The organism is Actinosynnema sp. NPDC091369 (assembly GCF_044757065.1).
Lineage (GTDB): Bacteria > Actinomycetota > Actinomycetes > Mycobacteriales > Pseudonocardiaceae > Actinosynnema.
The window spans coordinates 206966-219204 of sequence record NZ_JBIVUG010000010.1; the positions used below are offsets into that span (position 1 = coordinate 206966).

The 12239-nt window shown below is 72.7% G+C and carries 13 protein-coding genes and 1 pseudogene; 10 read left to right on the forward strand and 4 right to left on the reverse strand.

Features of this window, described 5'->3' with window-relative positions; all coding sequences use genetic code 11:
* Positions 1 to 13: 13 nt before the first annotated feature.
* Together ACIQMJ_RS31120 and ACIQMJ_RS31125 are read left to right on the forward strand one after the other, a co-directional pair.
* Positions 14 to 1000: a LacI family DNA-binding transcriptional regulator gene (locus tag ACIQMJ_RS31120; RefSeq protein WP_499764565.1), complete on the forward strand. Its 987-nt coding sequence runs from the start codon at positions 14 to 16 to the stop codon at positions 998 to 1000.
* Between the two features lie 83 nt (positions 1001 to 1083).
* Positions 1084 to 1797, forward strand: coding sequence for a DUF998 domain-containing protein (locus tag ACIQMJ_RS31125; protein ID WP_499764566.1), 714 nt, complete (start codon positions 1084 to 1086; stop codon positions 1795 to 1797).
* On the opposite strand, the gene ACIQMJ_RS31130 is transcribed toward ACIQMJ_RS31125, so the two are convergent.
* Positions 1764 to 3371, reverse strand: a complete 1608-nt coding sequence (locus ACIQMJ_RS31130; protein ID WP_499764567.1) for an AMP-dependent synthetase/ligase — start codon at positions 3369 to 3371, stop codon at positions 1764 to 1766. The genes ACIQMJ_RS31125 and ACIQMJ_RS31130 overlap by 34 nt on opposite strands.
* A gap of 46 nt (positions 3372 to 3417) precedes the next feature.
* Here ACIQMJ_RS31130 and ACIQMJ_RS31135 point away from each other — a divergent pair, with 46 nt between their 5' ends.
* The 6 genes from ACIQMJ_RS31135 (at position 3418) to ACIQMJ_RS31160 (ending at position 8006) form a co-directional block, all read left to right on the forward strand.
* A complete protein-coding gene (locus ACIQMJ_RS31135) occupies positions 3418 to 3966 on the forward strand; it encodes a TetR/AcrR family transcriptional regulator (RefSeq protein WP_499764568.1) in 549 nt (182 codons plus the stop codon).
* Between the two features lie 4 nt (positions 3967 to 3970).
* Positions 3971 to 4378 carry a hypothetical protein gene (locus ACIQMJ_RS31140; RefSeq protein WP_499764569.1) on the forward strand — a complete coding sequence of 136 codons (408 nt, stop codon included), beginning with the start codon at positions 3971 to 3973 and terminating at the stop codon, positions 4376 to 4378.
* 39 nt (positions 4379 to 4417) lie between these two features.
* A complete protein-coding gene (locus tag ACIQMJ_RS31145; protein ID WP_499764570.1) occupies positions 4418 to 4810 on the forward strand; it encodes a hypothetical protein in 393 nt (130 codons plus the stop codon).
* 116 nt (positions 4811 to 4926) lie between these two features.
* Positions 4927 to 6354, forward strand: coding sequence for a cellulase family glycosylhydrolase (locus tag ACIQMJ_RS31150; protein WP_499764571.1), 1428 nt, complete (start codon positions 4927 to 4929; stop codon positions 6352 to 6354).
* 87 nt (positions 6355 to 6441) lie between these two features.
* Positions 6442 to 6723 (forward strand): hypothetical protein, encoded by a 282-nt coding sequence (locus ACIQMJ_RS31155; protein WP_499764572.1) that lies wholly within the window; start codon positions 6442 to 6444, stop codon positions 6721 to 6723.
* Positions 6724 to 6776: 53 nt separating this feature from the next.
* A complete protein-coding gene (locus ACIQMJ_RS31160; RefSeq protein WP_499764573.1) occupies positions 6777 to 8006 on the forward strand; it encodes an SEL1-like repeat protein in 1230 nt (409 codons plus the stop codon).
* 99 nt (positions 8007 to 8105) lie between these two features.
* Here ACIQMJ_RS31160 and ACIQMJ_RS31165 read toward each other — a convergent pair whose 3' ends face one another.
* The 3 genes from ACIQMJ_RS31165 to ACIQMJ_RS31175 are packed head-to-tail and all read right to left on the reverse strand — an operon-like array spanning position 8106 to position 11111.
* Entirely contained in the window at positions 8106 to 9584 is a 1479-nt protein-coding gene (locus ACIQMJ_RS31165; protein ID WP_499764574.1) for a glutamate-cysteine ligase family protein, read from the reverse strand.
* A 25-nt stretch (positions 9585 to 9609) separates the two neighbouring features.
* The gene (locus ACIQMJ_RS31170; protein WP_499764575.1) at positions 9610 to 10269 is read right to left on the reverse strand and encodes a 4'-phosphopantetheinyl transferase family protein; all 660 of its coding nucleotides are present in this window, start codon (positions 10267 to 10269) and stop codon (positions 9610 to 9612) included.
* The gene (locus ACIQMJ_RS31175; RefSeq protein WP_499764576.1) at positions 10266 to 11111 is read right to left on the reverse strand and encodes a metallophosphoesterase family protein; all 846 of its coding nucleotides are present in this window, start codon (positions 11109 to 11111) and stop codon (positions 10266 to 10268) included. The genes ACIQMJ_RS31170 and ACIQMJ_RS31175 overlap by 4 nt, the downstream gene beginning before the upstream one ends.
* 417 nt (positions 11112 to 11528) lie before the next feature.
* Between ACIQMJ_RS31175 and ACIQMJ_RS31180 the strand changes: the two are divergent.
* Together ACIQMJ_RS31180 and ACIQMJ_RS31185 are read left to right on the forward strand one after the other, a co-directional pair.
* Positions 11529 to 11870 (forward strand): annotated as a pseudogene (locus ACIQMJ_RS31180) (transposase); the annotation flags it as partial.
* A gap of 103 nt (positions 11871 to 11973) precedes the next feature.
* Positions 11974 to 12225, forward strand: coding sequence for a hypothetical protein (locus ACIQMJ_RS31185; RefSeq protein WP_499764577.1), 252 nt, complete (start codon positions 11974 to 11976; stop codon positions 12223 to 12225).
* The last annotated feature ends 14 nt before the right edge of the window (positions 12226 to 12239 follow it).

Here is a 12239-nt window from a genome sequence, read left to right on the forward strand (position 1 = left end):
TATAAAGGCTGACGTGGACCGCAGACCAGTCACGTTGGAAGAGGTCGCGCGGATCGCGGGGGTCTCCCGGGCCACGGTGTCCCGGGTCGTCAACGGGGTCGCCACGGTGGACCGTGAGCTGCGCCAGGTCGTGGAGAAGGCGATCTCCACGACCGGCTACACGCCCAACCGCGCGGCGCGTTCGCTCGTCACCCGCCGGGCGGGCGCGATCGGCCTCGTCCTGCCCGAGGAGGGCCGGACCGTGCACGACCCGTACTTCGGCCGGGTGGTCAGCGGCGTGCTGCCGGTGATCCGGCCGCTGGGCGTGCAACTGGTGCTGACCACGGGTGACCACCGCGAGGTGGTGGACGACATCCGGCAGCACCGGCTCGACGGCGTGATCCTCATCCACACCCACGGCGCGGACCCCCTGCCCCGCCAGTTGATCGAGGCCGACCTGCCGGTCGTGCTGGCCGCCCGCCCGGTCCGGCCGATGTCGATCACCTACGTCGACGTGGACCAGGCGGCGGGCGCGGCCCTGGCCGCCGACCACCTCGTCTCGTCGGGCTGCCGCCGGCTGGCCACCATCACCGGCCCGCTGGAGACCCCGGCGGGCCAGGACCGGCTGCGCGGCTTCTGCGAGGCGGTGGCCCGGCACGGCCTGCCCGAGCCGGTGGTGGTGGAGGGCGACTTCTCCCGCGAGGGTGGCGCGGAGGCGGCACGGCGGCTGCGGGACGTGGAGCTCGACGGCCTGTTCGTCGCCTCGGACCTGATGGCGACCGGTGCGCTGCCGGTGCTGCGCCACGACGGGCGGCGGGTGCCCGAGGACGTCAAGGTGGTCGGCTTCGACGACAGCAGCCCGGCCGTCGAGTGCGACCCGCCGCTGACCACGGTGCGCCAGCCGGTCGAGGACATGGCCGCCGAGATGGCCCGCCTGCTCGTGGAACGGGTGCAGCGCCCGGACCGCCCGGTCAGCTCGGTCGTGTTCGCCCCGACGCTGGTGGTCCGCCGCTCCAGCTGATCCGGCCGACGCGAGGCTGTCGGCGAGCTGTCGATCCGCCGGACACCGGAACAACGCGCCCGTCGCCGTCCGTTCTGTCCGTTGTGCTGACCGCCGAACTCGCCCCGACCCGTTCCCCGGCCCGCTACGTCGCCCTCGCGGGCGCTGTCGCCGTCGTGCTCACCGTCGCCCTCGTCGGCGGGCTGGACCTCTACCGGCTCGGGGAGTCCACGAGACACCTGCGCCGCACGATCAGCGAGTACGCCCTCGGCCCGCACCGCTGGGTGTTCGACACGGCGGTGCTGCTGCTGGTGGCCGGGTCGGTCGCGATCCTGGCCGTGCTGGTCGCCCGGGGCGTGGCGAGGTGGAACTCGGTGGGCTCGGTGGCGTTCGCCGCGTGGTCGGTCGGCCTGACGCTGGTGGTGATCTTCCCGAAGAACGACTGGGCGATCGGCCCGAGCGCGAGCGGCAGCATCCACCGCTTCGGCAGCCTGCTCGCGTTCGTCGCGCTGCCGGTCGCGGCGCTGCTGCTGGCCCGGCCCTGGCGGCGCGACCCGGTGTGGGGGGCGCACGCCCGGTGGACGTTCCGGTTCGGCGTGCTGTCGGCCCTGGCGTTCACGCCGATCCTGTACGCGATCGGCGTGAACGCGGTCGTCGGCACGTCCTGGTGGCGGGTCATCCCGCTCGGGTACGTCGAGCGGGTGCTGGTGCTGACCGAGGTGGTCGCCGTGCTGGTGGCGGGCGTGTGGGCGGTCGTGGCGACCCGGCGGCCCGCCGCGGCGCCTCAGGCGTACAAGCCGTCCAGCACGTCCTTGTAGCGGCTCTCGATCTCCTTTCGCCGCATCTTCAGGCTGGCGGTGAGCGTGCCGTCGTCCACCGAGAAGTCCTTCGGCAGCACGGCGAACTTCTTGATCGTCTCGTGCCGGGCCAGCTTCCGGTTCGCCGCCTCCACGGCCCGCCCGACCTCGGCGTCCGCGTCCAGGTCGGCGGGCGCGAGGTCGGCGTCGACGGTGACCAGCGCGACGCAGTAGTTGCGCCCGTCGCCGTGCACCAGCACGTTGCCGATGTACGGGCTGCCCGCCTTGACCAGCCCCTCCACCGCCTGCGGCGCGACGTACTTGCCGCCGGAGGTCTTGATCAGCTCCTTCTTCCGGTCGGTGATCCGCAGCCGGCCCGCCTCGTCCAGCTCGCCGATGTCACCGGTGTGCAGCCAACCGTCCTGCAACGTCGCCGCGGTCTCCTCGGCCAGCCCGTGGTAGCCGCGCATGACGCCGCGCCCGCCGATCAGCACCTCGCCGTCGTCGGCGATCCGGACCTCGGTGCCCACCAGCGGCTGACCGACCGTGCCGAGCTCGTTCGCACCCGGCCGGTTGACGAACGACGCGGCCGACGACTCGGTCAGCCCGTAGCCCTCCAGGATCGTGATCCCGGCCCGGTCGAAGAACTCGCCGACCGGGCGCGACAGCGGCGCCGAACCGGACACGAAGTACTTCACCCGTCCGCCGACCCGTGCCCGCAGCTTGCTGAACACGAGCTTGTCGGCGATCCGGCGCCGCACCTTCCACTCCGGGTGCTCGGCCACCGCCGACGCCCAGTCGAACAGCTTGGCCTTCACGCCGCCGGCCTCGCGCATCGACGCCACGACCCGCTGGTGGATCTTCTCGAAGATCCGCGGCGCGCCGGCCACCACGGTCGGGCGCAGTTCCAGCAGGTTGGCCGCGATCCGGTCCACGTCGCCGTCCACGGCGGTGGGCGCGCCGGTCGCCAGCATGCCCACCTGGAGCACCTTGCCGAACGCGTGGGACATCGGCAGCCACAGGAAGTGCAGGTCCTGCGGCGTCAGCACGCCCAGCTCGCGGATCGCCTCGGCGGTGTAGAGCCAGTTGTCGTGGGTCAGCTCGACGCCCTTGGGCGTGCCGGTGGTGCCGGACGTGTAGATCAGCGTGGCCAGCCGCTCGGGCGTCAGCTCGTCCACCATCGCGTCGTAGTCGCCCTCGACGCGGTCGGGCTCCCAGTCGGTCGTGACGACCTCCGCGTCCACCTTGTCCGCCAGCTCGGGGTCGGCGACCACCAGCACGCTCCCGGAGTCGCGGACGATGTGCGCGACGACGTCCGGCGTGCTGCTCGGGTAGATCGTCGTGGTGACGCCGCCCGCGGCGAGCACGGCCAGGTCGGTCAGGATCCAGTCGACGCTGGTGGTGGCCATGATCGCGACCCTGGCCTCGTCCCGCACGCCGAGCCCGCGGAACCCCAGCGCCCGCCTGCGCACGCGCTCGCCGACCTCGGCCCAGGTCAGCGACGTCCAGGTGTCGCCGGTGCGGTGGCGCAGGGCCTCGGCGTCCGGGGTCTCCCGCACGCGTTCGCGCAGCAGATCGGGGATGGAACGGGCCACGGTGACCTCCTGGGGGAGCGGCGCTCTAGAGCGGTACTCTAACCCCGTGGGAACGACGGGCCGGCGGGCCGTGCTGGACGCCGCCCTCGCGCTGGTCGACGAGGGCGGGTTGGACGCGGTCACGATCAGCGCGCTGACCGCCCGTTCCGGCGTCTCCAACGGCAGCGTGTACCACCACTTCGGCAGCCGGGCCGGGGTGTTCGCGGTGCTGTACGGCGAGAGCTTCGCGCACTGCGTGGCGGCGATGCTGCCCGCGCTGGACGCCGGCGACGCCGAGCGGGCCGTGCGGGCGCTGGTGGCGCGGTACCTCCTCTGGGTGGCCGAGCACCCCGGCCGGGCGCGGTTCCTCTACGCCGCGCCGTCCACCGCCGACCCCGCGGTGAAGGCCGAGGTGTTCGAGCCGGTCGCCCGCTGGTTCACGGCCCGGATGGCGGCGGGGGAGCTGCGCGAGATCCCGTTGTGGTCCTTGGACCCCGTGGTGATGGGGCCCGCGCACGAGTGCGCCCGGCGCTACCTGATGGGGTCGCTGGACCTGGTCGTGGCGTCCGATCAGGTCGGTGATGCGGTGTGGGCGGTGGTCGCGCCCGTAGGGTGATCGCATGGCCACTTGGGGCGACCTCGCCGCGTACGTGCACGACACCTACGACGTGATCGCGGAGAACGAGGACGAGATCCGGATCCTGTTCAACTTCGAGCAGTACGACGAGGACGACGAGCGGACGCAGGTGGTCGTCCTGGTCCGCGAGGTGCTCGACAAGCTGCACGAGTGGGTGCAGATCGCCTCGCCGATCGGCCTGGCGGCGAACGTCGACCTGCACGCGTTCCTCACCGAGGTGGGCAACTCGACCATCGCCTGCGGCGCGGCGATCATGGGCGACCACGTGGTGCTGCGGCACTCGCTGCCGTTGGTGGACCTGGACATCCACGAGTTCACCGAGCCGCTGGCGCTGCTCGCGGGCACGGCGGACCGGCTGGAGGAAACGTTCTTCGGCGGGGACGACTACTAGTGCTAACTTAGCCTGACCTAACCAGAGGGAAGGCGCTGCGTGTCCACACGGCCTGTCGCGATCGCCGGGTACGAGTCCATGACCGTCCAGGTGCGCGCGGGTCTGGGCGAGCGACGGCTGGTCGCCGCCGTGCGGTCGCTGTTCGTGCGGCACGAGGTGCTGCGCGCCGAGGGCGTCACCGCCGACTCGTGCGTCCACCGGGTGGTGCTGCCGCCGAGCCTCGTGCCGCTGGCCGCCGTCGAGGACGTGCCGGGTGGCGTGCCGCTGCGCGTGGTGTGGTTCGACGGCGGGGCCTCCGGCCGGATCGTGCTTGCCGTGCGGCGGGACGTGCTCGCCCGCCTGCCGTGGCGCGTGCTGCTGCCCGGCCTGGTGTCGGCGTGGAGCGCGAGCACCCACCTGCGGGCCCGTCCCGTCCCCGTCCCGGTCGCCTGAACCGTTGACAGCGGCTGTCCCGGGGTGCTGTGATCCCACGCAACAGATAGGAAACTTTCCTAACTGAACCGCCGCCACCGTGTTCCACCTCATCCCTGAACCGTGGGAGGCACCCCGTGGCACCCCGATGGCCCGTACTACCCCTGCTGGCGCCGCTCGTCGCGGCCGTCCTGTCCGTGCCGACCGCGTCGGCGGACGTCGTCGCGGCGGCCGTGACCGAGCACCAGGCGGAGAGCGCGTCGATCTCCAACGGCCTGGTCGAGTCCAACCACGCGGGCTACACCGGCGCCGGATTCGTCAACTACGACAACGTGGCCGGCGCGTACGTCGAGTTCACCGTGACCGCCGCGACCGCCGGTCCGGCGACCCTGTCCTTCCGCTACGCCAACGGCACCACGGCCAACCGGCCGGTGAGCGTCACGGTCGGCGGCTCGGCCGGCGTGAGCGTCGCGTTCCCCTCCACCGGCGCGTGGTCCACGTGGAGCACCGCCGCCGCGACCGTGTCGCTGGCCGCCGGCGCGAATCGCGTGCGCGCCACCGCTACCACGGCCACCGGTGGCCCGAACCTCGACCGGCTCACCGTGGACACCGGCACGGCCGGCGCCGGCCGGCCCGCGGACGTCAACGGGCAGTTGCGGGTGTGCGGCGTGAAGCTGTGCAACCAGTACGGCAAGCCGATCCAGTTGCGCGGCATGAGCACCCACGGCATCCAGTGGTACGCGCAGTGCGTCAAGCCCGCGTCGTTGGACGCGCTGGCGAACGACTGGGGCGCGGACGTGCTGCGCATCTCGCTGTACGTGCAGGAGGGCGGGTACGAGACGAACCCGCGCAAGTTCACCGACCTGGTGCACGGCTACATCGAGGAGGCCACCCGGCGCGGCCTCTACGCGCTGGTCGACTGGCACCAGCTCGACCCGGGCGACCCGAACGCGAACATCTCGCTGGCGCGCACGTTCTTCACCGAGGTCGCGCAGCGGCACCGCGACAAGACCAACATCATCTACGACATCGCGAACGAGCCGAACAACGTGTCGTGGGCGGGGATCAAGTCCTACGCCGAGCAGATGATCCCGGTGATCCGGGCGCAGGACCCCGACGGCGTGGTGTTCGTCGGCACGCACGGCTGGGGGTCGCTCGGGATCTCCGACGGGCGCAGCGAGCAGGACATCATCGCCAACCCGATCAACGCCACGAACTTCATGTACACCTTCCACTTCTACGCGGCGTCGCACCAGGACGAGTACTTCGCCGCGTTGCAGCGGGCGGCGGCGCGGCTGCCGATCTTCGTGACCGAGTTCGGCACCCAGACCTACACCGGTGACGGCGCGAACGACTTCACCTACAGCCAGAAGTACCTGGACTTCCTGGCCGCGAACAAGATCGGCTGGACGAACTGGAACTTCTCCGACGACTTCCGCTCGGGCGCGGTGTTCAAGGAGGGCACCTGCGCGGGTTCCTCGTTCGCCGGCACGGGCGTGCTCAAGCCCGCCGGCGCCTGGATCCGCGACCGGATGCGGACCCCGGACGACTTCCCGACGAGCTGACCGCTTCCATACGGGTACGGCGTACGCTCAAGTGTGCGTACGCCGTACTCCCATGCTGGCGTAGTTCGTGGGCTCGTCGGGCCGACCGTGCACTCGCTGGCCGCACCCGACCTCATCGCCGACGTGCTCACGGGGGCCGGGTTCGGCGACGTGGGCGTGCGGTCGGTGTCGGAACTGGTCCCGATCGCCCCGGACGCCGCCGCTGCCGCCGACTTCGTCCTGCTGTGGGGCGCGTTCCGGGGCGCGGTGCGGGAGGCCGACGTGCCGAGCGCCCGTGCCGCTCTCACCGACGCCTTCCGGCCGTTCCAGGGTGAGGACGGCGTTCTGCTGCGCAGCACGGCCTGGCTGGCGGACGCCACGCGGCCTTGAGAGGTCGGTCCGCGGTGCGGGAGCATCGGGGGGACGACATCAGGGGGGCGCACGTGGGCGAGAAGACGGGCACCGGTGACACGGCGGCCGTAGTGGGATTAGGGGTCGCCGCGGCGCGCAGCGGCAACGTCGCCGAGGCGGAGGTGTGGTACCGCGCCGCCGCCGACCGCGGTGACGTCGACGGGATGAACCTGCTGGCGCTGCTCTGCGAGGAACGCGGCGGGTTCGCCGAGGCGCTGCGCTGGTACGGCCGTGCGGCGGCCGCGGGGGACACGGTCGCGATGCACGGCCTGGCCCGTCTGGCGCGGCGGGACGGCCGGTCGGCGGAGGCCGAGCGCTGGTACCGGGAAGCCGCCGACCGCGGTGACCAGGAAGCCATGATGGCGCTGGCCGACGCGGGGCCGCCGACGGACGACGACTGGTACCGCCGTGCCGCCGAGGCGGGCAACCCGCGTGCCCTCGCGGTGCTCGGCACCCGGCTGCGGGCCAGGGGAGAGCTCGCCGAGGCGGAGCGCTGGTCGCGGCGGGCCGTGGAGACGACCGGTGAGCCGTTCTTCATGGTGGAGCTGGGGTCGCTGCTCGCCGAGCGGGGTGACGTCGAGGAGGCGGAGGACTGGCACCGGCGTGCCGCCTCGGCCGGTCACGTCGACGCGATGGAGCACCTCGCCGCCGTGCTGGTGGCCGGGGGCCGGGTGGGTGAGGCCGAGCAGTGGTACCGGGAGGCGGCCGGGGCCGGTCGCCGGTCCGCGATGTCCGACCTCGCGCTGGTGCTGCTGCACCGGGGCGAGGTCGGCGAGGCCGAGGACCGGTGGGAGCGGGCGGCGACCTCGGCCGGCGTCGAGGTGGACCACGGCCTGTGGTCCGCCCTGCCACCGCTGGACTCCCGCGCGCTGGAGCGGCGGGAACGCGACGCGGCGACCTGGGGGCTGGTCGTGCTCGGCCTGCTGGCCCGGCGGCGGGACGACGTGGACGGGGCCGAGCGCTGCTTCCGCCGTGCCGCGGGCGCGGGCAACACCCAGGCGATGTACGAGCTGGGCATGCTGCTGACCCGCTGGGGCAGCGCCGCCACGCGCGCCGCCGCCCACCGGCCGGGCCGCCGGGTCGAGCCGTCGTCGGACCAGCCGGAGACCTGGTTCACCCGTGCCGCCGAGGCGGGCCACCCGGACGCGATGGTCAGCCTGTCCGTCCTGCACAAGGGCCGTCCGGAGGGCGACCTGTGGTGGCGGCGCGCCATCGGAGCCCGGCAGGCGGACGCCGCGGCGGCGTCGCACGCGCCCGACTGAGCAGAAACGCCCGGCGGGCCGGCCCGAACGCCGCGCAGGGGTCCCCGCCCGGGGGACCCCTGTTTTCATTCTGCCGGCGAGGTCCGACAATTCCGGGGTTCAGGACACCGGCCAGGTGTGCACGGGTTCGTTGCTGTGCATCAGGTCCCGGTACGTGCGCAGCATCCGCCGCAGCGCCTCGGGCCGGTCCAGCGCGGTGTGGTCGTAGTGCCGGTGGAACGTGCGCGCCTGCCACGTCGCCCCGTTCACGCCGGTCAGGCAGCGCTGCTCGATCACGCCCAGCAGCCGGTCCCGCTCGGCCGGGTCGACCTTCAACCGCACCAGGCCCTCGTGCGCCATCGGCAGCAGGCGGCGCAGCACCAGTTCCGCCACCGGCACGGTGCCCAGACCCGGCCAGTACACCTGCGCGTCGATGCCCGACCGCGCACCCGCCGTGAAGTTCTCCTCCGCCGCGCTGAACGACATCTGCGACCACAGCGGCCGCTCCTCCTCCGCCAGCACGCGCACCAGCCCGTAGTAGAACGCGCCGTTGGCCAGCATGTCGACCACGGTCGGCCCGGCGGGCAGCGTCCGGTTCTCCACCCGCAGGTGCGGCTGGTCGCGCACCACGTCGTACACCGGCCGGTTCCAGCGGTAGATCGTGCCGTTGTGCAGCCGCAGCTCCGCCAACGAGGGCGTGTCGCCGCGCTCCAGCACCTGCAACGGGTCCTCCTCGTCGCAGATCGGCAGCAGCGCCGGGAAGTAGCGCACGTTCTCCTCGAACAGGTCGAAGATCGACGTGATCCACCGCTCCCCGAACCACACCCGCGGCCGGACGCCCTGCTCCTTCAGCTCGTCGCTGCGCGTGTCCGTGGCCTGCTGGAACAACGCGATCCGCGTCTCCCGCCACAGCTCCTTGCCCAGCAGGAACGGCGAGTTGGCCCCGATCGCCACCTGCACGCCCGCGATGGCCTGCGCCGCGTTCCAGTACGCCGCGAAGTCCTCCGGCGACACCTGGAGGTGGAACTGCGTGCTGGTGCACGCCGCTTCCGGCACGATCGAGTCGGCCGTGAGCTGCAACCGCTCCACCCCGTTGATCGCGATGTGCAGGTCCTCGCCCCGCGCGGCCAGCACCTGCTCGTTGAGCAGCGTGTAGCGCGGGTTGCCCGACAGCGCGTCCACCGCCAGGTGCTTGGGCTGCAACGTCGGCAGGATGCCGATCATCACCATGTGCGCGTCCACGCCGCGCGCCTTGTGCTCGGCCTCGTTCAACGACCGCCGCACGACGTCCTCGAACGCCGAGATGCCGCCACCGGTCAGCAGCCGCGGCGCGACGTTGATCTCCAGGTTCCACTGGCCCAGCTCGGTCACGAAGTCCGGGTCCTCGATGGCCGCCAACGCCTCGGCGTTGCGCATCGCCGGGTCGCCCGCGTCGTCCACCAGGTTCAGCTCGATCTCCAACCCGGTGGTCGGCCGGTCGAACTCGAACCGCGACTCGCTCAGCATCCGGGCGAACACGTCCAGGCACCGGCGCACCTTCGTGCGGTACCGCGTCCGGTCTTCGCGCGTGAACTGCTGTCGCCCGACCTCGTCGCCCATACCGCCGCCTTCCGAACACCCTTGATCAGCGCGCGGGTACCGCGATCGCGGTCACCACAAACCCCTCCCGTGCCAGCCAGCGACCGGTGAACCCGTCCAGCGCGACGCCGTCCACCACCGGCGGCTCGATGAGGATCCGCGCGGTGAACGTGCCGTCGTCCGGGTTGATGGCCACCTCCGCATCCTCGAACCCCAGCCACGTCCGCGCCAGCGGGAACCACGCCTTGTAAACCGTCTCCTTCGCGCTGAACAGCAGCCGGTCCCACGCCACCTTGTCGCCCGACGCCCGCAGCTCACCCATCCGGGCCAGCTCGGCGGGCACCGCGATGGCCTCCAGCACGCCGTCCGGGGTCGGCTCGTTCGGCTCGGCGTCGATCCCGATCGTCCACACCTCGGACGTCCGGCCGACCGCCGCCGCCCGGTAGCCCTTGCAGTGCGTGATGCTGCCGACGACGCCCTCGGGCCACGTCGGCTCGCGCTTCGGACCGGGAAGCAGCGGCACGGGCGGGAACCCGAGGGCGGCCAGCGCCGTGCGCGCGCAGTGCCGGCCGGTGGTGAACTCCTTGCGCCTCTTGTCCACCGCTCGGGCGATGTGTTCCTCCTCTTCGGGGAACAACATCACCCCGTCGGGGTCGTCGAACACGTCGACCGCCGCCACCGGCGACGCGAGCAGGTCCGTGATCACCGCGCATCCCCCTCACGCAGCACGTCCAGCAGCGGCGCGCCGGTCCAGCCGCGCGGCTGCCACTCCCGCGGGTAGCCGAGCGACACCTCGTCGAAGCGGACTCCGTCCTTGCGGAGCGTCCGGGGGATGTGCAGGTGCCCGTAGACCATCACCGCCGCGCGGAACCTCAGGTGCCAGTCCGCGGTCCGCTCCGTGCCGCACCACAGGGCGAATTCGGGGTACCGCAGCACGAACGTGGGGTCGCGCACGAGCGGCCAGTGATTGATCAGCACGGTGCGCAACGACGGGTCCACGGCGCGCAACCGGCGCTCGCTCTCCTCGACCCGCGCCGCGCACCACGCCTCGCGGCTCGGGTACGGGTCGGGGTGCAGGAAGTACTCGTCGGTGCAGATCACCCCGGCCTCCTGCGCCACCGCCAGCGCCGACGCCTTGTCCGTCGTGCCCGCCGGCCGGAACGTGTAGTCGTAGAGGGTGAACAGCGGCGCCACCGCCACCGGCCCGCCCGCGCCCTCGAACACCGCGAACTCGTCCTCGGGCGTGAGCACGTCGATGCCCCGGCACAGCTCCACCAGCTGCTTGTAGCGCACCTCGCCGCGGGACTGCGCCGGGTCGTCCTTCGTGGTCCACAGCTCGTGGTTGCCCGGCGACCAGACCACCTTGGCGAACCGGCCCCGCAGCACGCCCAGCGCCCACTCGACGTCGTCGAACTTCTCCGCGACGTCGCCCGCCACGATCAGCCAGTCGTCGGGCGAGTGCGGCCGGATCGCGTCGACGAACTCGCGGTTCTGCTGGTACGTCACGTGCAGGTCGCTGGTGGCGAGGAGTCGCGGCGCAGTGCTCACACCTTCGAGCGTATCCGTGCACAGCCGGTATCGGGGAGTGACCGCTCATCCGCTCGTCGCTCGTGTGTGGCCGTTCGGCGGGGTGCCGGGGGCCGCGTGACGCTGTACCACTCCCGTTCGGCGCGCGTTCCCTTACCAGGGAGCTTCGGTGTTCCTAGCGTGATGGGCATCACGACGTCCTGGGCGGAGGACCTGATGACCAACTACGTACGACCAGCGCAGCCGTTCGGTCGGACGGTGGGCGCGGAGATCGCCCGACAGGTGCAACAGCACGCACACCCGGCGGTCGCACCCAGGCGCACCGACGACGCCGCCCTGGCCATGTTGCTGCGCGCCCGCCAGCGCGGCGACGCCCAGCGGCAGGAGCCGTGGGTGCGCCGGGCGCCCGAAGCGCCACCCCGACCGCCGCACGCCGACGTGATCGAGCAACTGGCCGTGCGCCTGGTGCCGCCGTCGCTGTGGGCGGTGGTCGAGCCGCTGCTGCCACCCGCGAAGGTGCGCCGCCAGGGCGGCGGCCGGGGCCGGGTGTCCGACCGCGCGATCTTCACCGCGATCGTGTTCGTCCTGACCAGCGGGTGCGCGTGGCGGCACCTGCCGCCGACGTTCGGCGTGACCGTGCCGACCGTGCACCGGCGGTTCCAGGAGTGGAGCGAGGCCGGGCTGTGGCTGCGGCTGCGGCGGGCGGTGGCGGACGGCGCGGCCGGTGACGCCGAGTGGCTGCGGCTGGTGCTGGAAGCGGCGGAACGGCGCGGCGCGCGCGCCGCGGGCTGAGCGGAACGGGGAACGGCGGTGGCCAGGCGGACGTCCCAACGGTGAACCGGGACGTCCGCCGCGCCGTTCGTCCCCATGGAGGTGCTGTGCCATGAAGGAGCTGTCCAGACGCGAGGTCGCGCTGCTGAGGGCGACCGCCGCGAACCGGGTCGACCTGACCCGCAGCGCCGAGCCGGACGTGCGGGTGGACGGGTTGCCGTTCTGCGACCCGACCACGGCCCGCGCGCTGGTGCGCGCGGGGCTGATCGAGGCGACGACGCCGGTCGCGCCGGGTGACCGGGCGCCCGCCCGCCTCACCGCCGCCGGCGCGCGGGCCCTGGGGTTGGCGGCGCTCGCGGCCTGACCGGTTCACTGGGG

Coding starts and splice junctions, on each gene's coding strand:
- ACIQMJ_RS31140 (WP_499764569.1), top strand. CDS start 3,971: ATGGCCACTTGGGGCGACCTCGCCGCGTACGTGCACGACACCTACGAC.
- ACIQMJ_RS31165 (WP_499764574.1), bottom strand. CDS start 9,584: ATGGGCGACGAGGTCGGGCGACAGCAGTTCACGCGCGAAGACCGGACG.
- ACIQMJ_RS31185 (WP_499764577.1), top strand. CDS start 11,974: ATGAAGGAGCTGTCCAGACGCGAGGTCGCGCTGCTGAGGGCGACCGCC.